18 protein-coding genes and 3 pseudogenes are annotated in these 26,325 nt (G+C 70.7%); 11 read left to right on the forward strand and 10 right to left on the reverse strand.

Going from position 1 to position 26,325, the window contains the following annotated elements; genetic code table 11:
- Positions 1–204: pseudogene (locus EAO75_RS04540) on the reverse strand (FxsB family radical SAM/SPASM domain protein); the annotation flags it as partial.
- A 20-nt stretch (positions 205–224) separates the two neighbouring features.
- Between EAO75_RS04540 and EAO75_RS04545 the strand changes: the two are divergent.
- Both EAO75_RS04545 and fxsT read left to right on the forward strand, forming a co-directional pair.
- A pseudogene (locus EAO75_RS04545) lies at positions 225–707 on the forward strand (FxsB family radical SAM/SPASM domain protein); the annotation flags it as partial.
- Positions 708–829: 122 nt separating this feature from the next.
- Positions 830–3,790: an FxSxx-COOH system tetratricopeptide repeat protein gene (gene fxsT, locus EAO75_RS04550; RefSeq protein ID WP_147993686.1), complete on the forward strand. Its 2,961-nt coding sequence runs from the start codon at positions 830–832 to the stop codon at positions 3,788–3,790.
- A gap of 83 nt (positions 3,791–3,873) precedes the next feature.
- Here the strand turns inward: fxsT and EAO75_RS04555 are convergent, their stop codons facing one another.
- The 4 genes from EAO75_RS04555 to EAO75_RS04570 all read right to left on the reverse strand — a co-directional run bounded on the left by EAO75_RS04555 (position 3,874) and on the right by EAO75_RS04570 (position 10,603).
- Positions 3,874–7,659: a multifunctional oxoglutarate decarboxylase/oxoglutarate dehydrogenase thiamine pyrophosphate-binding subunit/dihydrolipoyllysine-residue succinyltransferase subunit gene (locus EAO75_RS04555; RefSeq protein WP_147993687.1), complete on the reverse strand. Its 3,786-nt coding sequence runs from the start codon at positions 7,657–7,659 to the stop codon at positions 3,874–3,876.
- 280 nt (positions 7,660–7,939) lie between these two features.
- Positions 7,940–9,046, reverse strand: coding sequence for a sensor histidine kinase (locus EAO75_RS04560; protein ID WP_147993688.1), 1,107 nt, complete (start codon positions 9,044–9,046; stop codon positions 7,940–7,942).
- The gene (locus EAO75_RS04565; protein ID WP_030956984.1) at positions 9,043–9,780 is read right to left on the reverse strand and encodes a response regulator transcription factor; all 738 of its coding nucleotides are present in this window, start codon (positions 9,778–9,780) and stop codon (positions 9,043–9,045) included. The genes EAO75_RS04560 and EAO75_RS04565 overlap by 4 nt, the downstream gene beginning before the upstream one ends.
- 142 nt (positions 9,781–9,922) lie before the next feature.
- Positions 9,923–10,603 (reverse strand): spermidine synthase, encoded by a 681-nt coding sequence (locus EAO75_RS04570; RefSeq protein WP_147993689.1) that lies wholly within the window; start codon positions 10,601–10,603, stop codon positions 9,923–9,925.
- Between the two features lie 397 nt (positions 10,604–11,000).
- Between EAO75_RS04570 and EAO75_RS04575 the strand changes: the two genes are divergently transcribed.
- Together EAO75_RS04575 and lon are read left to right on the forward strand one after the other, a co-directional pair.
- Positions 11,001–11,798, forward strand: coding sequence for a rhomboid-like protein (locus EAO75_RS04575; RefSeq protein WP_410092210.1), 798 nt, complete (start codon positions 11,001–11,003; stop codon positions 11,796–11,798).
- Between the two features lie 216 nt (positions 11,799–12,014).
- Positions 12,015–14,429, forward strand: a complete 2,415-nt coding sequence (gene lon, locus EAO75_RS04580) for an endopeptidase La (RefSeq protein WP_147993690.1) — start codon at positions 12,015–12,017, stop codon at positions 14,427–14,429.
- Between the two features lie 87 nt (positions 14,430–14,516).
- On the opposite strand, the gene EAO75_RS04585 is transcribed toward lon, so the two are convergent.
- A complete protein-coding gene (locus tag EAO75_RS04585; RefSeq protein WP_147993691.1) occupies positions 14,517–15,356 on the reverse strand; it encodes a lysozyme in 840 nt (279 codons plus the stop codon).
- Positions 15,357–15,606: 250 nt separating this feature from the next.
- On the opposite strand from EAO75_RS04585, the gene EAO75_RS04590 reads away from it, so the two are divergent.
- The gene (locus EAO75_RS04590) at positions 15,607–16,119 is read left to right on the forward strand and encodes a MarR family winged helix-turn-helix transcriptional regulator (RefSeq protein ID WP_147993692.1); all 513 of its coding nucleotides are present in this window, start codon (positions 15,607–15,609) and stop codon (positions 16,117–16,119) included.
- A 31-nt stretch (positions 16,120–16,150) separates the two neighbouring features.
- Here EAO75_RS04590 and EAO75_RS04595 read toward each other — a convergent pair whose 3' ends face one another.
- The gene (locus tag EAO75_RS04595; RefSeq protein ID WP_147993693.1) at positions 16,151–16,939 is read right to left on the reverse strand and encodes a protein phosphatase 2C domain-containing protein; all 789 of its coding nucleotides are present in this window, start codon (positions 16,937–16,939) and stop codon (positions 16,151–16,153) included.
- A 405-nt stretch (positions 16,940–17,344) separates the two neighbouring features.
- Here EAO75_RS04595 and EAO75_RS04600 point away from each other — a divergent pair, with 405 nt between their 5' ends.
- The 5 genes from EAO75_RS04600 to EAO75_RS04620 are packed head-to-tail and all read left to right on the forward strand — an operon-like array spanning position 17,345 to position 22,889.
- Positions 17,345–20,074 carry a nitrate- and nitrite sensing domain-containing protein gene (locus EAO75_RS04600; RefSeq protein ID WP_187284305.1) on the forward strand — a complete coding sequence of 910 codons (2,730 nt, stop codon included), beginning with the start codon at positions 17,345–17,347 and terminating at the stop codon, positions 20,072–20,074.
- Positions 20,071–20,574, forward strand: coding sequence for a roadblock/LC7 domain-containing protein (locus EAO75_RS04605; RefSeq protein WP_147993695.1), 504 nt, complete (start codon positions 20,071–20,073; stop codon positions 20,572–20,574). Before EAO75_RS04600 ends, EAO75_RS04605 begins: the two co-directional genes overlap by 4 nt.
- Positions 20,571–20,990, forward strand: coding sequence for a DUF742 domain-containing protein (locus EAO75_RS04610; protein ID WP_147993696.1), 420 nt, complete (start codon positions 20,571–20,573; stop codon positions 20,988–20,990). Before EAO75_RS04605 ends, EAO75_RS04610 begins: the two co-directional genes overlap by 4 nt.
- Entirely contained in the window at positions 20,971–21,621 is a 651-nt protein-coding gene (locus EAO75_RS04615; protein ID WP_147993697.1) for a GTP-binding protein, read from the forward strand. The genes EAO75_RS04610 and EAO75_RS04615 overlap by 20 nt, the downstream gene beginning before the upstream one ends.
- A 14-nt stretch (positions 21,622–21,635) precedes the next feature.
- Positions 21,636–22,889 (forward strand): styrene monooxygenase/indole monooxygenase family protein, encoded by a 1,254-nt coding sequence (locus EAO75_RS04620; RefSeq protein WP_147993698.1) that lies wholly within the window; start codon positions 21,636–21,638, stop codon positions 22,887–22,889.
- A 55-nt stretch (positions 22,890–22,944) separates the two neighbouring features.
- On the opposite strand, the gene EAO75_RS04625 is transcribed toward EAO75_RS04620, so the two are convergent.
- Positions 22,945–23,583 (reverse strand): response regulator transcription factor, encoded by a 639-nt coding sequence (locus EAO75_RS04625; RefSeq protein WP_147994288.1) that lies wholly within the window; start codon positions 23,581–23,583, stop codon positions 22,945–22,947.
- 50 nt (positions 23,584–23,633) lie between these two features.
- Positions 23,634–24,488, reverse strand: a pseudogene (locus EAO75_RS04630) (sensor histidine kinase); the annotation flags it as partial.
- Positions 24,489–24,639: 151 nt separating this feature from the next.
- Here EAO75_RS04630 and EAO75_RS04635 point away from each other — a divergent pair.
- Positions 24,640–25,164 carry a hypothetical protein gene (locus EAO75_RS04635; protein ID WP_261989146.1) on the forward strand — a complete coding sequence of 175 codons (525 nt, stop codon included), beginning with the start codon at positions 24,640–24,642 and terminating at the stop codon, positions 25,162–25,164.
- Positions 25,165–25,169: 5 nt separating this feature from the next.
- Here EAO75_RS04635 and EAO75_RS04640 read toward each other — a convergent pair whose 3' ends face one another.
- A complete protein-coding gene (locus tag EAO75_RS04640; RefSeq protein WP_261989147.1) occupies positions 25,170–26,171 on the reverse strand; it encodes an NlpC/P60 family protein in 1,002 nt (333 codons plus the stop codon).
- Between the last annotated feature and the right edge of the window lie 154 nt (positions 26,172–26,325).

Here is a 26,325-nt window from a genome sequence, read left to right on the forward strand (position 1 = left end):
ATGGCGCAGGGCGCGGTCGAAGGAGTCCCGGAAGACGTCGAGCCCGGTCTCCGATGCTCCCTCGTACGCCGACCTGAGGGAGTCGACCTGCTCGATTGCGCCGTCCGTCTCGACCACGACGGCGGCCATCGGCGACAGCCCCACGGCCTCGGCCCTGCTGGGCGCGCCGAGGAGCAGCCCGGCGATCTCCTGGAACAGCCGCACACGCGTGGCGAGCCGCCCCGCGTCCCACCCCCTACGGCGACTGGCTCGCCGCGGTCTTCGACAGCTGGTGGGACGCGGGGCGGCTCGCCACGCGTGTGCGGCTGTTCCAGGAGATCGCCGGGCTGCTCCTCGGCGCGCCCAGCAGGGCCGAGGCCGTGGGGCTGTCGCCGATGGCCGCCGTCGTGGTCGAGACGGACGGCGCAATCGAGCAGGTCGACTCCCTCAGGTCGGCGTACGAGGGAGCATCGGAGACCGGGCTCGACGTCTTCCGGGACTCCTTCGACCGCGCCCTGCGCCATCCCGGCGTCGCCGCACGGCAGGTGGGGGAGCGGGCGCTGGCCGAGGAGTGTCTGGCCTGTCCCGTGGGGAAGGTGTGCGGTGGCGGGAACTACGTCCACCGGTACGCTCCCGGGACCGGGTTCCGGCATCCCAGTGTCTACTGCGCCGATCTGGAGCGGCTCGTCCGGCACATCGCGCACCGGCTGGAGCGCGCCGCCCGGTGAACCTCAGTGACCGGAACACTGCTCAACTCAGTACCTCTGGAGCCGATTTGACGCACAATTGAATAACCTGTGCACACTCGTGACCAGGTTCAGTCGAGGCGGAACGGCGGGGGAACGGCGAGATGGCGGCGGAACTCGGACATGTCACGGTGGTCTTCGCCGGACAGAGCGAGTCCTGGGCCAAGTGGATCGACCACCAGATCCGGGCCGCGGGACGGGGCACCACGCTGATCAGGTGGAACCCGCTGCGCCGACCGCCGACCGCCGAGGCGTTCACCGACCTGCTGAGCGCGCCGGGCCGCATCCTGCTCGTGATCGACGACTGGCACGAGCGCCTGGGCAACGAGCGCTTCCAGGCCTGGGCCGAGGCTCTGCGCCAGGTGCTGCCGACGTACGAGGACCGCATCGCCGCCGTCAGCATCACCGCCCGGCCCATGCCCGAGGCCGTCATCGCCCTGGCCCCCGTCGAACTGCGGGGCCTGAGGCCCGAGGTGGCGCGCACCCGGGTCCTGGAGTGCGCGGGCATTCCCGCCCCGGGCGCGCTGATCGACCTGCGCCGCGGCCCCCGCTTCCCCGACGACCCGCCGGACGTCTGGCAGGTCCCACGCCGCAACCGCCGCTTCATCGGACGCACCGAACTGCTGGAGAAGGTCTACGGCGCCTTCTCCGCCGCCGGATCCGACGGCGCCGCCGTGGCGCTGCTGGGCCCGGGCGGCTTCGGCAAGACCCAGCTGGCCCTGGAGTACGTCCACCGGTTCGCCGGCGAGTACGACATCGTCTGGTGGGTCAGCGCCGCCCAACGCGTCACCGCCCGCCAGCAGTTCGCCGACCTCGCGCCCGCCCTGGACCTGCGGGACTCCGGAGACCTCGCTTCCACCATCACGGCCGTACGCCGGGAACTCGACCGCACCGCGCGGCCCTGGCTGCTCGTCCTGGACGGCGCCGGCGACCCGGAGCGGCTGGAGGGCCTCCTGCCCGAAGGGCGCGGCCACGTCCTCGTCACCACCCACCGCAGCGAGTGGGGCGCCCACGCCGAGAACATCGCCGTACCGGTCTTCGAACGCCGCGAGAGCGTCGCCTTCGTCGGGCTGCGCACGGCACGCCTCAGCGACCCGCAGGCCACGCGCCTCGCCGAGGCGGTGGAGGACATGCCCCTGCTGCTCGACCAGACCGCCGCCTGGCTGGACATCAACCCGACCGTGCCGGTCGACGACTACATCCGGGACATCCTCGACGGCCGCCCGGACCGCTTCGGCGTCATGGCCTCCGGCCAGTACCCGGAGAGCTTCGAGGTCGCCTGGGCGAAGCTCGTCAACACCCTGCGCGACGGCTCGGAGTCCGCCTGGCAGCTGCTCAACCTGCTCGTCTGCTTCTCGCACGACGTGGTGCCGGTACGGCTGCTGCAGACCTCCCGGCACGGCGACCTGCCCGCCGAACTGGCCGAGCTGATCGCCGAGCCCAGCAGCTGGAACACCGCCCTGCGCCGGCTGTCCGAGATCACCTCCATGCGGATCGAGTACGAACCCGGGCCGCGCATGGACACCCAGACCGTCGGCACCCTGCGCATGCACCGCCTCTTCCACCGCTTCGTACGGTCCATCCAGTCGCCGGCGGACGCCGAGCGCTACTCGGCCGCCGCCCGCAGGGTCCTCGTCTCCGCCGACCCGCGCGACTCCTCCTCACCCGGCAACTGGGCCCGGTACTCCGCCCTCATCCCGCACCTGGAACCGTCCGGGGCCCTTGAGTCGCCCGACGACGAAGCCCGTGAACTCGTCCTCAACTGCATCGAGTACCTGCGGATGCGGGGCGAGTACCACGACGGCTGGTGGCTCAGCCGGACGGCCGTGGAGCACTGGCGGGCAACCTCCGGCGACACCGACCGCTCGGTGCTCGTCGCCGTCCACCAGCTCGCCAACATGCTGCGCAGACTGGGGAAGTACGCGGAGGCGGAGACCGTCGGCCGCGAGATCCTCGGGCGGCTCGACCGGGCCGATCACGTACGGCCGATCGAGGTGATCCGCGCCAAGGACGGCCTCGGCGGCACCCTCATGGCGCTCGGCCGGTACCCGCAGGCCCGCGCGCTGTTCGAGGAGGCCGCCACGAGCGCCGCCGCGGAACTCGGCGGCGAGCAGGTGCCGCGCACCCTGGCCATCCGCAGCAATCTCGCCGTCGCCGTCGGCCTCCAGGGCCGCTACGCCGAGTCGCTCGCCCTGCACCGCAAGGTCTTCGAGGCCCGGGTGGAGGTACTCGGCGGACGCGACGCCCTCACCCTCAACTCCGCGCTGCGCTCCGCCTGGATGCTGCGCCTGCTCGGCAGCTACCGCGAGGCGCTGGCCATCCAGGGCCACAACTCCCGCGTGCACAGCCAGGTCCTGGACCGCACCCACAGCCAGACCCTGCTCGCCGAGCACAACCTCGCGCTGTGCGCCCGCCGCGTCGGAGACCTGCAGTTCGCGCACGCCATGCTGCGGGGCGTCCGGGAGAAGCTGATCCGCCGTCGCGGCCCCCTGCACCCGGAGACGCTGATGGTCTCCTGCGACTACGCGATGCTGCTGCGCGACCTGGAGCGCACCGACGAGGCCAGGGACCTGGCCGAGGCCACCGCCACCCACTACGCCGCCCAGCTCGGCGAACGCCACCCGTACGCGATCGGCGCGCGGGACAACGTCGCCACCGTCATGCGGGACATGGGCGAGCACCGGGCCGCGCTGGAGCTGTCCCGGCGGACCGCGCGTCAGATGCGGCGGGCCGTCGGCCAGGACCATCCGTGGACCATCGGCTGCGCCAAGAACGAGGTCGCCGCGCTCGCCGCCGTGGGCGAAGCCGACGAAGCGGCCGCCCTGGGCCGGGAGAGCGCCGACCGCTCCGCCCGCGTCCTCGGCGACGCGCACATCCTCACCATCAGCCTGCGGGCCGGACTGGCCCTGGACCTGACCGAACTGGGAGAACGCACGGAGGCCGGGGCGCTGCACCAGGACGCCGTCGCCCGGCTCACCTCACTCCTCGGCGCCGACCACCCGCACACTCGCACCATCCTCGAACGGCACCGGCCGTACTGGGATTTCGAGCCCCAGCCGATCTAGCCGAACGCCGAAAGGCCCGGCCCCGAGTCGCGAGGGACTCGGGTCGGGCCTTTCGATCAGATCCGTGCAGAGGATCCGCAGGCTTACGCCTCGAACACCTCACGCACCAGCTGCTCCTGCTCGGCCTGGTGCCGCTTGGCGGAACCGACGGCCGGGGACGAGCCGTGCGGACGGGAGATCCGCCGCAGACGCTCGCCGTGCGGGWMGTCGGCGCCGACCGCCAGGTCCAGGTGGTCGATCAGGTTGAGCGCGATGAACGGCCAGGCACCCTGGTTCGCCGGCTCCTCCTGGGCCCACAGGTACTTCTCGGCGTTCGGGTACTTGGCGATCTCGGCCTGGAGCTCGGCACCCGGCAGCGGGTACAGGCGCTCGATGCGGATGATCGCCGTGTCCGTGACGCCGCGCTTCTGGCGGTCGGCCTCAAGGTCGTAGTACAGCTTGCCGGCGACGAAGACGACCTTGCGGACCGCGGCCGGGTCGACCGTGGAGTCGCCGATGACGGGGCGGAACTGGCCCGACGTGAACTCCTCCGTCTTCGACGCGGCGGCCTTGAGGCGCAGCATCGACTTCGGGGTGAAGACCACCAGCGGCTTGTGGTGCGGGTTGTGCACCTGCCACCGCAGGAGGTGGAAGTAGTTCGACGGCAGGGTCGGCATCGCGACCGTCATGTTGTTCTGGGCGCACAGCTGGAGGAAGCGCTCGACACGGGCCGAGGAGTGGTCCGGGCCCTGGCCCTCGTAGCCGTGGGGGAGCAGGAGCGTGACGCCGCTCGTCTGGCCCCACTTCTGCTCGGACGCCGAGATGTACTCGTCGACCACCGTCTGCGCGCCGTTGACGAAGTCGCCGAACTGCGCCTCCCACATCACGAGCGCGTCGGGACGGGCCAGCGAGTAGCCGTACTCGAAGCCCATGACCGCGTACTCGGACAGGAGGGAGTTGTAGACGTTGTAGCGAGCCTGGTCCTCGGCGAGGTACTGGAGCGGAGTGTGCTCCTCGCCCGTCTCACGGTTGATGAGGACCGCGTGGCGCTGACCGAAGGTGCCGCGCTGGGAGTCCTGGCCGGACAGCCGGACCGGGGTGCCCTCCAGGAGGAGGGAGCCGACCGCGAGGGTCTCGCCCATGCCCCAGTCGATGGTGCCGTCCTCGACCATCGCCGCCCGGCGCTGCAGCTGGGGCAGCAGACGCGGGTGCACGTGGAACGTGTCGGGGATGTTGACCTGGGACTCGGCGATCCGCTTCACGACCTCCGCGGAGATCGCGGTGCTCACGGCGACCGGGAACTCGGCCTGCGGGTCGGACACCGGCTCGGCGATCGGCTGGGAGACGGCCTCGCGGACCTCCGTGAAGACCTTCTCCAGCTGGCCCTGGTAGTCCTGCAGGGCCTGCTCGGCCTCTTCCAGCGTGATGTCGCCGCGACCGATGAGGGACTCGGTGTAGAGCTTGCGCACCGAGCGCTTCTTGTCGATCAGGTCGTACATCAGCGGCTGGGTGAAGGCCGGGTTGTCCGACTCGTTGTGACCGCGGCGGCGGTAGCAGATGAGGTCGATCACGACGTCCTTGTTGAACGCCTGGCGGAACTCGAAGGCCAGACGGGCAACGCGGACGACCGCCTCGGGGTCGTCGCCGTTCACGTGGAAGATCGGGGCCTCGATCATCCTCGCCACGTCCGTCGCGTACATCGACGAGCGGGACGACTCCGGGGCGGCGGTGAAGCCGACCTGGTTGTTGATGACGATGTGGACCGTGCCGCCCGTGCGGTAGCCGCGCAGCTGCGACATGTTCAGGGTCTCGGCCACCACGCCCTGGCCCGCGAAGGCCGCGTCGCCGTGCAGGGCCACCGGCAGGACGGTGAAGTCCGTGCCGCCCTTGTTGATGATGTCCTGCTTGGCGCGGGCGATGCCCTCGATGACCGGGTCGACCGTCTCCAGGTGGGAGGGGTTCGCGGCCAGCGAGACGTTGATCTGCTCGCCGTCCAGGCCCGTGAAGGTGCCCTCGGCGCCCAGGTGGTACTTCACGTCGCCGGAGCCGTGCATCGACTTCGGGTCGAGGTTGCCCTCGAACTCGCGGAAGATCTGCGCGTACGACTTGCCGACGATGTTGGCGAGGACGTTCAGCCGGCCGCGGTGGGCCATGCCGATGACGACCTCGTCCAGGCGGGACTCGGCGGCCGAGTCCAGCACCGCGTCCAGCAGCGGGATGACGGACTCGCCGCCCTCCAGGGAGAAGCGCTTCTGGCCGACGTACTTCGTCTGGAGGAAGGTCTCGAAGGCCTCGGCCGCGTTCAGCCGGCGCAGGATGCGCAGCTGCTCCTCGCGCTCGGGCTTGGTGTGCCCGCGCTCGATGCGGTCCTGGATCCACTTGCGCTGCTTGGGGTCCTGGATGTGCATGAACTCGATGCCGGTGGTGCGGCAGTACGAGTCGCGCAGCACACCGAGGATGTCGCGCAGCTTCATCAGGGACTTGCCGGAGAAGCCGCCGACGGCGAACTCGCGCTCCAGGTCCCACAGGGTGAGGCCGTGCTCGGTGATGTCCAGGTCGGGGTGCTTGCGCTGGCGGTACTCCAGCGGGTCGGTGTCGGCCATGACGTGGCCGCGGACCCGGTAGGAGTGGATCAGCTCGAAGACGCGCGCGGCCTTGGTGACGTCGTCGTCGTGCGAGGCGTCGATGTCCTTGAGCCAGCGGACCGGCTCGTAGGGGATGCGCAGGGACTCGAAGACCTCGTCGTAGAACCCGGTCTCACCGAGGAGGAGGTTCGCGACGATGCGCAGGAACTCGCCGGAGGCGGCGCCCTGGATGACCCGGTGGTCGTAGGTCGACGTGAGCGTCATGACCTTCGAGATGCCGAGCTTGTTCAGGGTGTCCTGGGAGGTGCCCTGGAATTCGGCCGGGTAGTCCATGGAGCCGACGCCCATGATCACCGACTGGCCGGGCATCAGACGCGGCACGGAGTGCACGGTGCCGAGGCCACCGGGGTTGGTCAGGGAGACCGTCACGCCGGTGAAGTCGTCCATGCCCAGCTTGCCGTCGCGGGCGCGGCGGACGATGTCCTCGTAGGCCTGCCAGAACTCGAAGAAGTTCAGGGTCTCGGCCTTCTTGATGCCCGCGACCACGAGCTGGCGGTCGCCGTTGGGCTTGACCAGGTCGATGGCGAGGCCGAAGTTGATGTGCTCCGGCTTGACCAGGGTCGGCTTGCCGTCCTTCTCCGCGAAGGAGTAGTTCATCGACGGCATGGCCTTGATGGCCTGCACCATCGCGTAGCCGATCAGGTGCGTGAAGGAGATCTTCCCGCCCCGGGCGCGCTTCAGGTGGTTGTTGATGACGATGCGGTTGTCGAAGAGCAGCTTCACCGGGACCGCGCGCACGGACGTGGCCGTGGGCACCTCCAGCGAGGCGTTCATGTTCTTCGCGACCGCGGCGGCCGGGCCGCGCAGCGTCAGGAACTCCGGGCCGCCGGCGGCAGCCGGGGCGGGCTCGGCCTGCTTCGGCTGAGCGGGCTTCGCGGCCGGGGCGGGCTTCGCCGCAGCCGGGGCAGCAGGCGCGGCGGCCGCGGGCTTCGGGGCCACGGGGGCCGGCGCGGGCACCGACGGGGCGACCGGAGCAGCCGGGGCGGCGGGCGCGGGCTTCGGGGCCGTGGAGGTCTCTGCGGCCCCCGCGGCCGCAGTACCCGCCGGAGCCGCGGCGCCGACGCCGGGCTTGTAGTCGGCGAAGAAGTCCCACCAGGCACGGTCCACGGAATTCGGGTCCTGGAGGTACTGCTGATAGATCTCGTCGACGAGCCACTCGTTCGGTCCGAACGCGGCCGCGGGGTTCTTGCCCGCTTGGTCGGTGTCGGTCGAGATGCTCGAGTTACTGGGGGACTGTGGCGACACGGCGGCAACCGCCCTCTTCCGCTTCACAAGGTGATGGACAGCGGGAATAAAGGCTACGCCTCCATGGCCGGGAAGGTCAGGTCGAGCAAGGTCATCGTCGCGTAAGTCACATCAGAAAGCGTGTTTCGGGCCTGGAAATGGCGGGAAACAAGCGTGGTTCCGCTTCAGATGGGATGGCGAGAGCGCGACACGGCGCACCGAAAGCGCAGGTCTGGACCTGATCACACGTGTCCGTCAGTCAGGACGGACGTGGATCTTGTGGCTCCGCTTCGACTTTACGTCAACTTGGAACGGAAGGCTGCCCTGGAAGTGTGACAAGAATCCGGCAACCCCGATCGGATTCGGCCACACCGATCCGGCCGCCGTGCAGATCCACCGCCCAGCGCGCGATGGCCAGCCCCAGCCCCGTGCCGCCGTCGCTGCCCGGCCCGTGCGGCCGGCGCACGGCGCCCCGGTTGAAGCGCTCGAAGACCTTGTGCCACTCCGACTTCGGGATGCCCGGACCCTCGTCCAGGACCTCCAGCTCCAGCGACTCCGGGTACGACCCGCGCCGCGCCTTGACCGTCACGCGGCCGTGCGGCGGGCTGTGCTTGATCGCGTTGTCGATCAGGTTGGCGACGACCTGGTGGATGCGCTCGGGATCGGCGTGCGCGGTCAGCTCCGGCGGGGAGACGTCGAGGTGCAGATGGACGTCCGTACGGGTGTGGCTGCCGGAGCCCGACGCCATGCCGCCGCGCGCCGAGGCGACCATGTTGGCCTCCTTCAGCACGCCGGACAGGTACGGCCACACCTCGAAGCGCCGCATGCGCAGCGGTACGACGCCGTTGTCCAGGCGGGACAGGTCGAGGAGGGTCTCCACGAGCCGGCCGAGGCGCTCGGTCTGCTTCAGGGCGGTGCGCATGGTCTCGGGGTCGGCCGCGGCGATGCCGTCGACCACGTTCTCCAGCACGGCCCGCAGACCCGCGATGGGGGTGCGCAGCTCGTGCGAGACGTTCGCCACGAGTTCCTTGCGCTGCTGGTCCTGGGCCTCCAGCTCGTCGGCCATCAGGTTGATCGTCTCGGCCAGGTCGCCCAGCTCGTCCCGGCGGTTCTCCTTCACCCGGCGCGTGTAGTCGCCCTGTGAGATGGACCGGGCCACGGTGTTCATCTCGTCCAGCGGCGCGGTGAGCGAATGGGCCACGAACTGCGTAATGAGCAGTGTGGCGATCATCGAGAAGACCGTGATGAAGCGCAGCTCCGTCTGCGTGCGCACCGCGATCATCGAAAGACCGGTGGTGATCAGCACCGCGATGACGACCAGCGTGCCCAGCTTGGTCTTGATCGAGAAGGGACTGACGCCGCCCCAGGGCTCCCCGGGGCCTCTCCGCGCGGCCGGCCCGTCGCTCATGGCGTCGGTGTCTCCAGGGCGTAGCCCACGCCGTGCACCGTGCGGATCCGCTCGGCGCCGATCTTCCGGCGAAGCGCCTTGATGTGGCTGTCGACCGTCCGGGTGCCGGAGGCGTCCGCCCAGTCCCACACCTCGGCGAGCAGCTGCTCGCGCGAGAGGACCGCGCGCGGGGTGTTCGCCAGGCACACCAGCAGGTCGAACTCGGTCGGCGTGAGGTGGACGTCCTCACTGCGCACCCGCACCCGCCGCTGCGCGTGGTCGATCTCCAGCTCGCCGAGCCGCAGGATGCCCGACCGCGGGGTCGTGGCGGCCAGCGCGGCGCGCTCGACGCGGCGCAGCAGTACGTGCACCCGTGCCGCCAGCTCCCGCATCGAGAACGGCTTGGTCATGTAGTCGTCGGCGCCCACGCCGAGCCCGACCAGCATGTCGGTCTCGTCGTCGCGCGCGGTCAGCATCATCACCGGCACCGGCCGCTGGGCCTGCACCCGGCGGCATACCTCCAGGCCGTCGAAGCCCGGCAGCATGATGTCGAGGATCAGCAGGTCGGGCTGCCAGGCCTCGGCCGTGTCGACCGCCGCCGGACCGTCGCCCGCCGTCTGCACGAGGAACCCCTCGGCGCGCAGGCGAGCCGCGATGGCGTCCACGATGGTCGGATCGTCCTCGACCACGAGGACCCGGCGCTGAGCGCCCGGGGTCGCCGCCGTGCCGTTGTGGGAGGTGTGTGTCTGCTCCATCGCCCGCCCCAAAGTTGCTTTCCGGAATCCGTGGGGTGATTCCTCTGACTGGCTATGCCTGCTCATGCCTGCTCATGCTTGCGATTGACGCTTGAATGATCCGCGTCAGGTGAGCAGAGTACGGGGAGTCACCGTGCCACGGCTATCCAGGTCGTACGGCGAGGTGCACGACGTCCGGAACGCCCCGGGCAACGGGGATCTCTTCGGTACGCACCTGCTGGAATCCGGCATTACACAAGGTTTCTTCGAATTCCGGAGATGGTCGGGCGGACCATACGGCCAGTACCCCGCCGGGCCTCAACACCCGTGCACAGGCCGCGAGTCCGCCCGGTGAGTAGAGGCTGTCGTTGCCCTCGGTGACGGTCCATCCGGGGCCGTTGTCGATGTCGAGACACAGTGCGTCATACGTGTCGCAAGTCTCATGGACGTACGCCACGAGATCCGTTTCCACAATCCTGGTGCGCGGGTCGGCGACGGCGCGGGCGGAGAAGTCCGTCAGGGGTCCGTCAAGATGCCAGCCGATAATCGCGCTCTCGCGCTCCACGACGGTGATCCGTCCCGGGCGGGGATCGGCGGCGGCGTGTGCGAGCGAGAAGCCGACGCCGAGCCCGCCGATCAGCACGTCCGGATCCGGCCGCCCTGCCTCCAGCGCGCCGAGTGCCGCGTCCACGAGTAACCGCTCCGAGCGTCCGTCGGAGGTGTCCATCAGGAAGCAGCCGTTCGCGATGATCTGGAGCAGGTCGCCGTGCCGTCTCAGCACGATTTCGCCGTGGGGGCCTTCGCGACGGTCCAGGACTTCGGGAGTGTCGTACGAAGTGGGCATCCGGCCATCCTCGCAGGTCCGGGGTGGGCGGCCGAGTGAATTACCTCGGCGGAGCCCGTGTTCGTACGGGAAGACCGGATCCTCGGCGTCGTTCGGCACGTCCGGCCGCGCGCTCGGCGTTCTCGGGGAGTACGGCAGGTCGCTCCGGGTTGACGCACACCGGAGACGAGGCCGTGTCCAGCAGTTGCAGGACGGCGTCTTGTGAGGACGCATCCGCTTCTTGAGAGGTTGCTGAGAATCGGCTGTCGTGTGACGACGATCACAGACATGTGGGGCGAGGCGGGCCAAGGCTGAGGGGAAACGGAAGGAGCGCCTCAGCGTGGAACGTTCTGTGGCTGTGGGTGCGGCCGGTCCGGCGGGTCGGATCGGTCCTGCCGGTTCTTCCGGAGAAACGGGTCTGCCCGAGGTGGCGGGGCTGCTGGACGGGATGCCGCAGCAGCGGAGGCCGCGGAGTGCACCTCTCGCTGCCCCTCCTTCGGTACCCGCCCCCGGTGACCACGCCGAGCCCGAGACCGAGGCCCCCGAAGCCCGCGCCTTGCGCCCCTGGCACCTGCTCCCCACACCCACCGGCACACCGTTCACCTTCGCCTACGTCGTCGTCCTGACCGTCACCTCCCTGATAGCCACGTACGCCGACCCCGCCCTGGTCCACGCCCTCCACCAGGGCTCCAGCACCGACGTGGCGCACCTGCTCCACGCACCCGTGCCGGTGCTGCTCGCCAGTGCGCTGTGGATAGCGGGCGGGATCCTCGCGCCGTACACGCTCTGCTTCCTGCTCGTGCTGACCATGCTGGAGCGGCGCGTCGGCGGCGTGCGCACGGCCGTCGTCTTTCTGCTCGGGCACGTCCTGGCCACCCTCGCGACCGAGGTCCCGGTGGGACTGGCGGTGCTGGCCGGCCGGCTGCCCGACAGCTCGCTGCACCGTCTCGACTACGGCGTCAGCTTCGGCGTCGCGACGAGCATCGGTGCGCTGACCGGGCTGCTGCGGCCGTGGCTGCGCTGGCCCGTGCTGGCGCTGTTCGGCGCCATGCTCATCCAGGACCTGCTGAACCTCGCCGACCCGCTGACCAACTGGGGGCATCTGATCGCCCTGGTCATCGGGGTCGGGCTGTGGCCGGCGGTGCGCCGGTGGCGGACAGCCCGACCGGCGGGGGAGACGGCCGGGGCGACCTCGCTGTCCGTCTCGGCGGCCTAGCCCCGGACCCTCCCGCTTCGGCGCATGTCCGCGCCCGATCGGCAGCTCCCTCTTCCCCCCGGGAAGGAGTGGACCCCGGCGAGCGTTCATGTACGAAAGCCCAGGTGACGGCGTGTGGCGTAGGTGATCGCTCACAGCGAACGGACGACGGGGAACATTCGAGCCACCCCGTGCATTGAGTCGGCATAACTCAACTTGACTGCCTAAGGGGAGATCATGGCTTCGACGTCCACTTCGCTCACCCTGCCCGTGCTGCCGCTCGACGACGAGGTCGTGCTGCCCGGGATGGTGGTCCCGCTGGACTTGAACGACGCCGATGTACGCGCCGCGGTGGAGGCCGCCCAGGCCGCCGCCCGCTCCACACCCGGAAAGCCCCGGGTGCTGTTGGTGCCACGCATCGACGGGACGTACCCGGGCACCGGCGTGCTCGGCACCGTCGAACAGGTCGGCCGGCTGGCCGACGGCGACCCGGGCGCCCTGATCCGCGGTCGCGGCCGGGTGCGCATCGGCGCCGGTACGAACGGACCGGGTGCGGCGCTGTGGGTCGAGGGGACGCGGATCGACGAGAGCGTGCCCGAGCCGGTGCCCGGACAGGTCGCCGAGCTGGTGACGGAGTACAAGGCCCTTGCCACCGCCTGGCTGCGCAAGCGCGGCGCCTGGCAGGTCGTGGACCGCGTCCAGGCGATCGACGATGTGTCCCAGCTCGCCGACAACTCCGGTTACTCGCCCTTCCTGACCACCGAGCAGAAGATCGAGCTGCTGGAGACCGCCGACCCGGTCGCCCGCCTCAAGCTCGCCACCCAGCAGCTGCGCGACCACCTCGCCGAGCAGGATGTCGCCGAGACCATCGCCAAGGACGTCCAGGAAGGCGTCGACAAGCAGCAGCGCGAGTTCCTGCTGCGCCGCCAGCTGGAGGCGGTCCGCAAGGAACTGCGCGAGCTGAACGGCGAGAAGGACGGCGAGGAGTCCGACGACTACCGCGCCCGCGTGGAGGCCGCAGACCTGCCGGAGAACGTCCGCGAGGCCGCGCTCAAGGAGGTCGACAAGCTGGAGCGCTCCAGTGACCAGTCGCCGGAGGGGTCCTGGATCCGCACCTGGCTGGACACGGTGCTCGAACTGCCGTGGAACGAACGCACTCAGGACGCCTACGACATCCAGGGCGCCAAGGCGATCCTCGACGCCGAGCACGCCGGCCTGGAGGACGTGAAGGAGCGGATCACCGAGTACCTGGCGGTGCGCAAGCGCCGTAACGACCGCGGCCTGGGTGTCGTCGGCGGCCGGCGCGGCGGTGCCGTGCTGGCGCTGGTCGGCCCGCCCGGTGTCGGCAAGACCTCGCTCGGCGAGTCCGTCGCGCACGCGATGGGGCGCAAGTTCGTCCGGGTCGCCCTCGGCGGCGTCCGCGACGAGGCCGAGATCCGCGGCCACCGCCGTACGTACGTCGGCGCGCTGCCCGGCCGGATCGTCCGGGCCATCAAGGAGGCCGGTTCGATGAACCCGGTCGTCCTCCTCGACGAGATCGACAAGGTCGGCTCGGACTTCCGCGGCGACCCGGCCGCGGCGCTCCTGGAGGTCCTGGACCCGGCCCAGAACCACACCTTCCGCGACCACTACCTGGAGGTCGAACTCGACCTGAGCGACGTGGTGTTCCTGGCGACGGCGAACGTCCTGGAAGCCATCCCCGAGGCCCTGCTGGACCGGATGGAACTGGTCCGTCTCGACGGCTACACCGAGGACGAGAAGATCGTCATCGCCCGTGACCACCTGCTCCCGCGCCAGCTGGAGCGGGCCGGTCTGAACAAGGACGAGGTCGCCATCGACGAGGGCGCCCTGCGCAGGCTCGCCGGTGAGTACACGCGCGAGGCGGGCGTCCGTAACCTGGAGCGCTCCATCGCGCGGCTCCTGCGCAAGGTGGCCGCCGAGCACGAACTGGGCGAGCGGAAGCTGCCGTTCACCATCGCGGACGGTGACCTGCGCGATCTGATCGGCCGGCCGCACCACGTGCCCGAGTCCGCCCAGGACCCGGCGGAGCGGCGCACGGCGGTACCCGGTGTGGCGACCGGCCTCGCGGTCACGGGCGCGGGCGGTGACGTCCTGTTCGTGGAGGCGTCGCTGGCCGACCCGGAGACGGGCGCGGCGGGCCTGACCCTGACCGGCCAGCTGGGTGACGTGATGAAGGAGAGCGCGCAGATCGCCCTGTCCTTCCTCCGCTCCCACGGGGCCGAGCAGGAACTGCCGGTCGCGGACCTCAAGGACCGGGGCGTGCACATCCACTTCCCGGCGGGCGCGGTGCCGAAGGACGGCCCGAGCGCCGGCATCACGATGACGACGGCGCTGGCGTCGCTGCTCTCGGGCCGCCTGGTCCGCACGGACGTGGCGATGACGGGTGAGGTCTCGCTGACCGGCCGGGTCCTCCCGATCGGCGGCGTGAAGCAGAAGCTGCTCGCGGCGCACCGGGCCGGCGTCACGACGGTCATCATCCCCAAGCGCAACGAGCCCGACCTGGACGACGTCCCCGCGGAGGTGCTGGACAAGCTCGACGTCCACGCCGTGACCGACGTCCGCCAGGTCCTGGAACTGGCCCTGGCGCCGGCCACCAACGGCGCGGCCCCGGAGGTTCCGGTCGCGGCGTGACGGACGCGACCGGACCGGCAAGGCCCGGGTCCCGTGAGGGAGGCCCGGGCCTTCGCCGCGCCACGGGGCGGGGCGTGCGGTGGCGGGTCAGCCGTCGGCCAGGGCCTGAAGGCGGTCGAGTGCCCCGTTGAACTTGTTGTGGTCGCCGACGGTCGGGCCGGAGGACGTGTACTGCCACATCGTGTAGTAGCTCCACCCCGCCGGGAGTTCCCCCACCTCGGTGGCGTACCGGGCGACCCACAGGGGGTTGGTGGTGGCGAAGCCGCTGTAGTTGCCGGTGCACTGCTTCCACCAGCTCGTGGCCGTGTAGATGACGGGGTCGCGGCCGGTGCGGGCCTTGTACTGGTTCAGGAAGTCGCGGATCCAGGTGACCATCGCGGTCGGGGTCTTGCCGTAGCAGGCGGCCCCGTACGGGTTCCACTCGATGTCGAGGGCGCCCGGCAGGGTCTTGCCGTCGCCGGACCAGCCGCCGCCGTGGTCGACGAAATAGTTCGCCTGGGTTGCTCCATCGGTGGTGTCCGGGGTGGCGAAGTGGTAGGAGCCGCGGATCATGCCGACGTCGTAGGAGCCGTTGTACTGCTGGGCGAACGAGGGGTTGGTGTAGTACGTCCCCTCGGTGGCCTTCACGTAGGCCCACTTGACCCCGTTGCTCCACAGGGTCGGCCAGGCGACGTTGCCCTGGTGGCTGGAGACGTCGACGCCTTCGGTCAGTGCGGCCAGGTCGGCGGAGGGGACACCGTCCACTCCGTCGTGGGTGGCGACGCCCATTCCCATGTAGGCGGAGCCGCGGGGCGGGGTGTCGTCGGCGGAGGGGGGGGTGGGTGTGGCGGTCAGGGAGACGAGGATCAGGGTCAGGGCCGCGGCGAGCAGGAGCCCGGCGCGGTGCGGGCGCGGGGGGCGGAGCGGTTCGGATCTGTGCACGGGCATAGCGTGCCTCCGAAGACTCGGTGACGCTCGGTGGGGAAGTGGCACATGTCCGTGACCGGACTCCGGCGGGTGAGAGTGGCGTGGGCATGCCAGTCACGGTTCTGACAGAGAAGCTAGGCAGCCAGAAGACCAGGTGGAAGGGGGTTCGGAGGCTGCCGTTGGTCTACGCCTGCGAAATACTGACGGAGCTGCGGCAATGACGGCGGTCGGCGGAAACTTTCAGGACCGGGAAATCGAGGCAGGGGCTGACGTGCACGAAGACGGAAACGGCGACGGGCCGCGAGTCGAATCCGGGGGCGCCCCCTCCGGCGGAGTGCCCCGTGGTGGTCCGGGCCGGCCCGAATTCCTCGACCTGGAACGTGAGCTGACGGTGCTGCTGCGGCGCGCCCGGGCCAAGCAGGGCGAGATGGCCCGCGAGGTCCATCCGGACCTGGAGTCCGCGGCGTACGGCCTGTTGGTCCGTCTGGGGGAGGCCGGCCGCCAGCGGGCCACCGAACTCGCCGCCTACATCGGCGTCGGTAAGGCCACCATGTCCCGCCAGCTGCGCGCCCTGGAGGACCTGGGCCTGGTCGCCCGCGAGCCGGACCCGGCCGACGGGCGGGCATGGCTGGTGCATCTGACCGAGCTGGGGCGGGGGCGGGTCGCCAAGGTGCGCGAGGCCCGCCGCGCCAGCTATGTCGAGCAGCTGTCCCATTGGGACCGGCGGGAAGTGGCGGAGCTGGCCCGGCTGCTGAACCAGCTGAACCGGGGGATGGAGAAGTAGCCGGCAGCGGTACGAGGCAGGAGCAGGAGGCTCACAACTCGACGTACACGACCGTCGCGTCGTCGTGCGTCTTGCTCCGCCGCAGATACGTCCGCTCCTGCGCGTCGGCCGCCTCCAGCGCCCGCACCCGGTCCACCAGCGCCTGCGCCCCCTCCTTGCGGACGAACCGGAAGCAGTCCGCCCAGTCCCCCTCGCGGAACGTCTCCACCCACCTCGTCGCGCCGTCCGTCAGCGCGGCCAGCGCCCGGACGTCGGCCCGCGGCAGCACCCCGGTCACCGCCCGGGCCGCGACCGACGGATCGGCGGCGGCCGTGAAGAAGCCGCCCTCCTTGTTGCGGACATGAGCGTCGATCAGCGCGTCCGTGGCGAGGGAGGCGCGGGGGAGGCGGGCCAGGCGGTCGTCCAGGTACGGCGTGATCACGCCGTCCGGGGACTCCGCCAGCAGGGTCGAGTCGGACAGGATCAGGTACTCCACCGTCTCGGCCGACCAGCGCGCCACAACCACCGTTGCCTGTGGGGTTCGTGGGTGAGAAAGGTCACAGGTTTGTGTATGTGCCTCGGAGGTACGCGTGATGGCGCCGGCGAGGGCATCCGCGAGGGGAACATCCGGGAGTGAAACGGTCAGTTCGGTCAGCGCTCCGCCGAGCCGCGCGGTGAACCACGGGACGGAATGCAGACAGCCCGTCTCACCTCGCGGCGGAGTCACCCCGTCCAGGACGACCAGTGCGCCGCCCTGTCCCGAGGCGGGCAGGCCGACACTTGCGAAGTCCTCGTTGGGGCGGGCCGGATCACCGGACTCCGAAACAAGCTCTGTTCGCATTCGGTCAGTCTGCACGAGCCCTTCACAAGGCTCGCGAAGGGGTCGCAGTAGTTGCCGAATGGGTGCACACACGCAGGTCAGGCGCCTGATTTGAGGGGGAATGCAGCGCTCCGACCGGGCGTGGCGGCGAATACTGCCATCGCCTGCGGCGGACGTCCAACCGGCCCGCCGCGCAGGGCATGTGCGTGCGCCATAGGAACTTGCCCGCCAACTCTCCTCCGGGGTTCACTCCTTCGAGTGGCGGGTCAGATGTTGCGCGGCTGTCGCCCACCGGCACTGGGAGGGTCGGGGACCGGTGAGGGCATCCCCTGCTCGAGCGCAGTCGAGAGCTTGGGGGAGGGTGTACGTACCGTCGGCGGGAGTTGACGGAGTGTCATCCGGACCCATGGGTATCACGAGTCAGGAATGCGAGCACCGGTGCAGAAGATGCGGCCACGTCGCTCAGGCAAGCAGACGGCCTCCGCGGGGGGCGCGCAGCCCACTCCCAGTACCACCGCCGACATCACACCGGCCGGCAAGGGGCGCCCGACCCATGTCCGGAACCGGCTGATCGTCGCCGTGGCCGTCGTGGCCGCCGCCATCGCCGGTGCCGGTGTCCCCTCGATCGTCGCCGCCTCCGGGCAACTGAACGACTCCCAGGCGCTGGTGACCCTCGCCGAACAGACCGGGGACGCGCTCACCCTCGCGCACTCCCTCGCCGACGAGCGCGACGAGGTCACCACCTACATCGCCGCAGGCCGCCCCAAGTCCAAGGCGCCCAGCGAGCAGCGCAGCGCCCGCGTCGACCGGCAGGTCGAGGAACTGCGCGCCGACCCCGACGCCCCCGACTCGCTGCACGCCGACCTCGACGGCATCGCGGCCCTGCGCCGCTCCGCGCTCACCGGCAAGAGCACCGCACTCGAGGCGCACGGGGCCTACTCGGCCGCCATCGCCGAACTCCACCGGCTCGCCGAGCGGCTGGCCGAGCAGATGCCGCCCCGCGCCGGCTCCGGCACCTATGCGCTGGCCGAGCTGGACTCCGCCGTACAGCAGGCCGCGGCCGCCCGTGGGCTGCTGCTCGCCGCGCTCAGCGTGCCGACCACCACCGAGACCGTCATCGACCCGGTCACCGGCCTCGCGAGCACCCAGGAGACCTCCTCGGGTGCCGACGCCAAGCAGCGCGACGCCCTCAGCACCGCCGCCCAGCAGGCCCGGCTGCGCTCCGACGCCGCCCTCGTCGACTTCCGCGACACCGCCCCCAAGAGCGCGCGCACCTCGTACGACTCCACGGTCACCGGCCCCGAGGTCGACACCGCCGAGCGGTACCTGGCGTCCCTCACCGACCAGCCCACGTTCTCCGAGCGGGACCTGGCCACCAGCACCGAGCGTGCCGAGGCCGCCCTCTCCGCCCGCGTCGACATGATGCGCGGCGTGGAGTCCGCCCTCTACGACCGCCGCACCAAGGCCCTGGAGCAGCTCCGCGACGACGACGTCACCGCGCTGGAGATCCGTATAGCGATCCTCGGCGCCCTGATGCTGCTCGCCGTCGGCGTCGCCACCGGCATGGCCCGCAGCCTCACCAGGCCGCTCGCCGTGCTGCGGATCGGCTCCGCCCGGCTCGCCCGGGCCGAGGACCCGGCGGCCGAGGAACCCGTCAAGTTCACCGGGCGCAACGACGAGTTCGCGCAGGTCGTCAACTCCGTCAACGCCCTGCACGCGCACGCCCTCGCCCTCCACGAGCGCATCACCACCCTGGAGTCCGACCGCAAGCACCTGGTCGGGCAGCGGCAGAAGATGGCCGACGCCCGAGAGGGGCTGCGCGCCGAGCTCAGCGAGTCCACCGCCCAGTTGGAGCGGCTGCGCGACAGCATCGGCGGCTCGTTCGTCAATCTCGCCCTGCGCACTCTCGGTCTGGTCGAACGCCAACTCGCCGTCATCGAGGGCCTGGAGGAGCGCGAGCAGGACCCCGAGCGCCTCGCGACCCTCTTCAAGCTCGACCACTTCGCCACGGTCATGCGCCGGCACAGCGAGAACCTCCTCGTCCTGGCCGGCACCGAGCACGTGCAGCAGCACGCCGGACCGGTCCCGCTCGTCGACGTGGTCCGTGCCGCGGTCAGCGAGATCGAGCGGTACGAGCGTGTCCGCATCGCCGCGCTGCCGCCGCACGCGCATGTGGCCGGGTTCGCCGCCGACGACCTCTCGCACCTGCTGGCCGAACTGATGGAGAACGCCACGTCGTTCTCCCCGCCCGACCTTCCCGTCGAGGTCTCCGGCTGGCTGCTGGAGAACGGCGAAGTAATGATCTCCGTGCAGGACGAGGGCATCGGCATGACCGCCGAGCGCATGACCCGCCTCAACTCCCGCCTCGCCGACTTCGACCCCGAGGCCACCTACGAGCAGGAGGGCGAGGACGGCCAGGGCCTCGGCCTCTACGTCGTCGCGCGCCTCGCCCACCGCCACGGCGTCCGCGTCCAGCTGCGCGAGCAGAAGCAGGGCGGGATCGCGGCGGTCGTGGTCCTGCCCAAGAACCTGCTGGCCCCCGCCCCGACCGCCGCGGTCCCCTCGGACGCCCCGCACCACACCGCCGCCCACGCCTTCACCCTTCCCGGCGCCGACGCGGAGGCCAACTCCAACGTCCTGCGAGGCCGGGCGAAGAACCTCGACCCGCTGGTGGCGCTGGCGGAGAAGGCCGTACGGGAGACGGACGAGGCGGACGACGGCGTAGCGGATACGGCGGCCGAGACTCCTGCCGAGACGACCATGGAGCTCCTGCTCCCGGAGACGTCCGAGGAGCCGGAGCCCCCGGCCGCCCCCGACCCCTACGCCATCGGCCCCGACACGCACGAGCGTGCCCGGGACGACCGGGACGTACAGGAGGAGGGTGGCGAGCCCGAGGAGGCCGTCACCGACAAGGGCCTGCCCAAGCGGACCCCGAAGATCACCGCCCCGGCCCAGGCCCCGCGCCAGCGGACCGGCGGCGTCGACGCCGAGGCCCTGCGCAGAAGGCTCGGCGGATTCCGCCGGGGCGCCGAGGCAGGCCATCGCGATGTCCAGGCGGAGATCGCCGAACAGACCGGTCAGAGCAAGGCACCGACCGCAGGCATCACCGAGTCCGAAGCAGCTACGGGGGGCACAGTCGAGGAGGCAAGCAGTTGACGGCGCCCAGTACCTTCGGACTGAGCAGTGAAGCCCGCAACCTGCACTGGTTGTTGACGAATCTGGTCGAGGAGGTGCCGGGCATCCAGTCAGTCGCGGTGGTCTCCTCCGACGGGTTGCTCCTGCTCTCCTCGGACCACGCGCGCAACGAGGCCGCGAGAGAGGCGAGGACCGAGCGGCCCACCGGCCCGCGCGGCTCGTCCGCCGACCTCGCCACCGTCGTGTCCGGCATCGGCAGCCTCACCATCGGCGCGGCCGCCCTGATGCAGTTCGGCGGGGTGAAGCACACGATGGTCGCGATGGACGAGGGCAGCCTGTTCGTGATGTCCATCAGCGACGGCTCACTGCTCGGTGTGCACGGCTCCGCGGACTGCGACATGAGCGTCGTCGCCTACCACATGGCGCTCTTCGTGGGCCGGGCCGGCCATGTCCTCACCCCCGAACTCCGCAGCGAGCTACGGAAGTCGCTGGAGGCCGCCTCGGCAGGGAGTACCCGATGAGCAACGCCCCGAAGAACAGGCCCCAGCTCCCCGTCCGCGGCGGTGACCGAAAACCCGCCCGCGTACGCCCCTACTCGCTCACCGGCGGCCGTACCCGCTTCGGCCACGTCCTCCTCGTCGAGACGTTCGTCGCGGCACTGGAGGCCCCCGAGGAGCGCAAGGAACTGACGAATGGTTCCCTCAACACCCGGGTCATGCCGGAGCTGCGGGCCATCGTCGAACTGTGCCGCCGTATGCGCACGGTGGCCGAGATCGCCGCGCTGCTGAAGATGCCGCTCGGCGTGGTCCGCGTGCTCCTGAGCGACCTCGCGGACCAGGGAAAGATCCGTGTGTACGGCACCGGAACCGGCCACGGCACGGGCCGGCCGGACCGCGCTCTGCTGGAAAGGGTGCTGAGTGGACTCCGTCGTCTCTGACGCCGCCGCCTTCGGCGTCACCCCGCTCCCCGACGTCCCCGACGAAGAGGAGCACCTGCGGTCCTGGCAGACGGACCGCACCCGGGCCCCCGTCGCCACGAKGATKGTCGTGGCGGGCGGCTTCGGTGTCGGCAAGACCACGCTGGTCACGGCCGTTTCGGAGATCACGCCCCTGCAGACCGAGGCGCTGATGACCGAGGCGAGCGAGGACACCGACGACCTCACCGCCACGCCCGGCAAGCTCACCACGACCGTGGCCATGGACTTCGGCCGCCTCACGCTCGACGACGACCTGGTGCTCTACCTGTTCGGCACGCCGGGCCAGCAGCGGTTCTGGTTCATGTGGGACGACCTGGTGCGCGGCGCGATCGGGGCGGTCGTCATGGCCGACACCCGGCGGCTGAAGGACTGCTTCCCGGCGCTGGACTACTTCGAGAGCTGCGGGCTGCCGTACGTCGTCGCGGTCAACCACTTCGACGACAGCGAGCTGTTCGAACCGGCGGACGTGCGAGAGGCGTTGACGATCCCCGCGCACGTACCTGTAATGATCATGGACGCGCGGCGGAGGATCTCCGTCATCGAGACCCTCCTGTCCCTCGTCGGCCACGCGCTGGACGTCACCCCCGAGTAGGAGAACAGCACCGCATGCGGAAGATACTCGTCGTCGGAGCCGGCCAGGCCGGACTCCAGATCGCCCTCGGACTCCAGTCGAACGGGTACGAGGTCACCCTGATGTCCAACCGGACGGCGGACGAGATCCGCTCCGGGCGGGTCATGTCCACGCAGTGCATGTTCCACACGGCGCTCCAGCACGAGCGAGACCTTCAGCTGAACTTCTGGGAGTCCCAGGCCCCGAAGATCGAGGGACTCGGCGTGTCGGTGGCGGCCCCCGGCTCCTGGAGCGAGGGCCCGGCGGTGCGCGCGATCGACTGGCTGGGGCGCTTCGACGCGTTCGCGCAGTCCGTCGACCAGCGGGTGAAGATGGCCGGCTGGATGGAGACGTTCGCCCAGCGCGGCGGCCAGCTGGTCATCCACGGCGCGGCGGTCGGCGACCTCGACTACTTCTCCCGTACGTACGACCTGGTGCTGGTGTCGGCGGGCAAGGGTGAGCTCGTCCAGATGTTCGGTCGGGACCCGGAGCGTTCCCCGTACGGCGAGCCGCAGCGCGCGCTGGCCGTGTCGTACGTCCACGGCCTGGGCCCGCGTCCGGAGCACCCGGACACGGAGGGCGTCCGCTGCAACCTCGTCCCCGGCGTCGGCGAGCTGTTCGTCATGCCGTGTCTGACGACCTCGGGGCGGGCGGACATCCTGTTCTGGGAGGGCATACCCGGCGGGCCGCTCGATGTCTTCGACGGCGTGAAGGACCCCGCGGAGCACCTCTCCCTGACCCTGGAACTCATGGAGAAGTACGTGCCGTGGGAGTACGCCCGGTCCACCAAGGTCGAGCTCACGGACGCCGGCGGCACGCTCAGCGGGCGGTACGCGCCGACGGTGCGCAACCCGATCGGGCGGCTTCCCGGCGGCGGGCTCGTGCTGGGCGTCGCGGACGTCGTTGTGGCCAACGACCCCATCACCGGACAGGGGTCCAACTCCGCGTCCAAGTGCGCCGCCGCCTACCTCGCGTCGATCCTGGAGCACGGGGACAAGGAGTTCGACGAGGCCTGGATGCGCGCCACGTTCGACCGTTACTGGGACACCGCGCAGCACGTCACCAAGTGGACCAACGCCATGCTGGCGCCGCCGCCGGAGCACATCCTGGGCCTCATCGGCGCCGCCGGCCAGGCGCAGCCGGTGGCCGACCGGTTCGCCAACGGGTTCAACGACCCGGCCGACTTCGAGAACTACTTCTACGAGCCGGAGAAGACCGCGGCGTATCTCGCCTCGGTCACCGGAGCCTGACGGGCCTCTGACCAGCGCCCAAGATGTTTCAGGGGATTGCTGACCGGCTGGAGTACTAGGCACCCACTCCCAGGAAATGCAGCACGGCCAGTACCCGGCGGTGGTSGYCGTCCGCCTTGGGGAGATCGAGTTTGGCGAGAATGCTGTTGATGTGCTTGGCGACTGCGCTCTCGCTGACCACGAGCTGGGCGGCGATGCCCGCGTTGGAGCGACCCTCGGCCATGAGGGCGAGCACCTCCCGTTCGCGGGCCGTCAGCCGGTTCAGCGGATCGCTCGACCGCCGTACCAACAGCTGGGCGACGACCTGAGGATCAAGCGCGGTACCACCGTCCGCCACCCGCCGCAGCGCCTCGATGAACTCCGTGACATCCGCGACCCGTTGCTTGAGCAGATAGCCGACGCCGCTGGTGTTGGCAGCGAGCAGGTCGGCCGCATAGCGTTCCTCGACGTACTGGGAGAGCAGCAGCAGAGCGGTCGACGGCCGACTGCGACGGATCGACAGCGCGGCACGCACTCCCTCGTCCGTGAACCCCGGCGGCATCCGGACGTCCACCACCGCCAGGTCAGGCCGGTGCTCCTCGACCGCGGCCAGCAGCCCCTGTGCGTCGCCCACCTCGGCAGCCACCTCGAAGCCGGCCATCTGCACCACCTTGACCAGCCCCATCCGCAACAGCACGGAGTCCTCGGCAATCACCGCACGCCGCACACCGGGCTCCTCGTGGCTCGTTCCCGGGGCGGCACCCCTCAGCTCTGGCACGGCAGCTCCACGCCCATCATGGTCGGTCCCCCCACGGGACTGCTCATCCGGAATGTTCCGTCAACTGACCGCACGCGCTGGGCAAGCCCCGTAAGGCCGCTTCCCTTGACGGGGTCGGCTCCGCCCAGCCCGTCGTCCGCGATCACCACCCGCAGTATCTCGCCCAGCAGGGTGACCGTCACATCCGCCCGGGTCGCCTCCCGTGCGTGCTTGGCGACATTCGTCAGCGCCTCGGAAACCACGAAGTAGGCGACCGCCTCCACCGCCGGAGCCAATCGTTGCGGCAGGTCCACCCTCAGCCGTACGGGCAGGGGGGCGCGGGCCGCGAGTCCCGACAGAGCCGCATCCAAACCGAGTTCGTCCAGGACGGCAGGGTGCAGCCCACGTACAAGACTGCTCAGCTCCTCGATCGCCTCCTTCGCCTCCCGATGCGCCGTGTCGATCACCTCGCGTGCCTCCGGCGGCAGATCCACCAGCGTGGCCTTGGCCAGACCCAGGTTCAGCGCCAGCGACACCAGCCGCTGCTGCGCGCCGTCGTGCAGATCCCGTTCGATGCGCCGCCGTTCCGCATCCGCGGCGTCCACCGCGCCGGCCCGGCTCTCGGTGAGGTCCTCGACCCGCCGCGCCAGGTCCTCTTCCCTGCTGCGGCCGAGCAGGGTGGGGACCGCATGGCTCTCCAGGCGTACCAGGGCGGCGGCCAAGCCCGGGACGGTGGCCAGCACGACCAGTCCCGCCACGGAGAGGTACGCCGCCTGCGTGGAATAGCCGAGGTGCTCGATCCGCCACTGCCGGGGCAGCGCGTATACCCACACCGAGGTCAGTGACGCGGTCACTGCGGCGCTCGCCGCAGTCGGGGCGGGATCTTCATGGCCCAACCGTAGGCGCCGGTTCCCGTAGCCTGCGATGAACCTGGTGTCCGTAACGGGGGTGTAGCTGGTGCCACCCCAAGACGGACAGCGGTGTTACTGACTCCGGACGACGGAGATCGGAGGGTTGATCACGAGCCCGACGGCCGGGTTCGTGACACCGGAAGAGACCTCCGACGTGGCCCTCATTTCCTTCAACTCCCCTGTCGCCAACGGCAGTTGCCGAACGACTGGCACGGCCCACGGCGCCGTTCACCTCGGCCGCGCCCGCCGCCGGCAGGGCCGCGTGCTCACGGGCGCGGGCCTCGCCCTGCTGCCCTGGCTCGGCTACCTCACCGGCACCCTGCCGCCCGCCGAGGCCGCCGCCTGGGTCGCCCTCGACGCCCTGGAGGCCGCCGCGCTGCTCACCGCCGGCAGCCGCTTGTTGCGCGCCGACGCCCGTCACCGCGCGCCCGCAGCAGCCGCGGCGGTGCTCCTCCTCGCCGACGCCTGCATCGACATCGCCACGTCCGCCGCCGGCCCGGAACTGGCCATCGCCGTCACCATGGCCGTGGCCGCGGAACTCCCCCTCGCGGCCCTGTGCTCGGTACTCGCCGCCCGCCCGCCACGGGGTGCCTCCACGGCCCACCTGCCGAGAAGAAGCCGCAGGTAGATGGCCTATGAAGCCGTGGGCCCGATTCTGTGATCCGGAGAAGAACGGGGCTTGTCCCGCTGAGGCTTCTGGGGCCGGACCTTCGGGCGTACGGCGCCCAGGACCGGGTTCGACGCGATCGGGGAGATCCTGATCTTCTCGCCGGTGCGCGGGGCCTGGACCACCTTGCCCTTGCCCAGGTACAGGGCCACGTGCGTGGCGTCGGGGAAGTAGACGACCAGGTCGCCGGGGCGCAGCTCGGTCAGCGGGATGCGCTCAAGACGCGCCCACTGCTCCTGGCTGGTGCGAGGGATACGCGTTCCCGCGTGGGCCCAGGCCCCGGACGTCAGGCCCGAGCAGTCGTAGGACTTCGGGCCCTGCGCGCCCCACCGGTACGGCTTTCCGAGCTGCCGTTTGGCGTAGCGGATCGCCCGGGCGCCCTCGGCGGACGGCTTGTGGTCGTCGTGCGCGAGGGCGCCCGAGTCGAGGAAGGCACGCTGGGCCTTCGCCGTGTCCTTCTCCTCCAGTTGGGCCAGGGCGGCGAGCTGTTCCGCGGTGAGGGACGACAGGAGTCCCTCCACCTTCCGCAGGCGCTCGAGCACCGTGTCCCGGTCCTTCTTCTGGCGTTCGGCGAGGACGAGTTGGCCGTCCAGCGCCTTGCGGGCCTCGCGGGCCAGCGCGGCGGCCCTGTGTTCGGAGCCGGTCAGACGGCCGACCGTCTCGGCGCGCTCGCGGGCCAGGCGGCCGATGACATGGCCCTGGTCGAGGGCGTGCTGCGGGTCCTGGGCCAGGAGCAGGCGGACGTACGGGGAGATGTCGGTGGTGTTCTGGTACTGCTGACGGGCCAGGCGGCCGGCCGCGCCGCGACTGTCGTGCAGGGAGAGGCGGGCGCGGCCGAGGTGAACGGCGCCGTGGGCCGTGCCAGTCGTTCGGCAACTGCCGTTGGCGACAGGGGAGTTGAAGGAAATGAGGGCCACGTCGGAGGTCTCTTCCGGTGTCACGAACCCGGCCGTCGGGCTCGTGATCAACCCTCCGATCTCCGTCGTCCGGAGTCAGTAACACCGCTGTCCGTCTTGGGGTGGCACCAGCTACACCCCCGTTACGGACACCAGGTTCATCGCAGGCTACGGGAACCGGCGCCTACGGTTGGGCCATGAAGATCCCGCCCCGACTGCGGCGAGC

Source organism: Streptomyces sp. UW30, assembly GCF_008042075.1.
Taxonomy (GTDB): Bacteria; Actinomycetota; Actinomycetes; order Streptomycetales; family Streptomycetaceae; genus Streptomyces.

Coding starts and splice junctions, on each gene's coding strand:
- EAO75_RS04585 (WP_147993691.1), bottom strand. CDS start 15,356: ATGCCCGTGCACAGATCCGAACCGCTCCGCCCCCCGCGCCCGCACCGC.
- EAO75_RS04610 (WP_147993696.1), top strand. CDS start 20,571: ATGAGCAACGCCCCGAAGAACAGGCCCCAGCTCCCCGTCCGCGGCGGT.
- EAO75_RS04560 (WP_147993688.1), bottom strand. CDS start 9,046: ATGAGCGACGGGCCGGCCGCGCGGAGAGGCCCCGGGGAGCCCTGGGGC.
- lon (WP_147993690.1), top strand. CDS start 12,015: ATGGCTTCGACGTCCACTTCGCTCACCCTGCCCGTGCTGCCGCTCGAC.
- EAO75_RS04570 (WP_147993689.1), bottom strand. CDS start 10,603: ATGCCCACTTCGTACGACACTCCCGAAGTCCTGGACCGTCGCGAAGGC.
- EAO75_RS04600 (WP_187284305.1), top strand. CDS start 17,345: ATGCGAGCACCGGTGCAGAAGATGCGGCCACGTCGCTCAGGCAAGCAG.
- EAO75_RS04595 (WP_147993693.1), bottom strand. CDS start 16,939: ATGCGAACAGAGCTTGTTTCGGAGTCCGGTGATCCGGCCCGCCCCAAC.
- fxsT (WP_147993686.1), top strand. CDS start 830: ATGGCGGCGGAACTCGGACATGTCACGGTGGTCTTCGCCGGACAGAGC.
- EAO75_RS04565 (WP_030956984.1), bottom strand. CDS start 9,780: ATGGAGCAGACACACACCTCCCACAACGGCACGGCGGCGACCCCGGGC.
- EAO75_RS04620 (WP_147993698.1), top strand. CDS start 21,636: ATGCGGAAGATACTCGTCGTCGGAGCCGGCCAGGCCGGACTCCAGATC.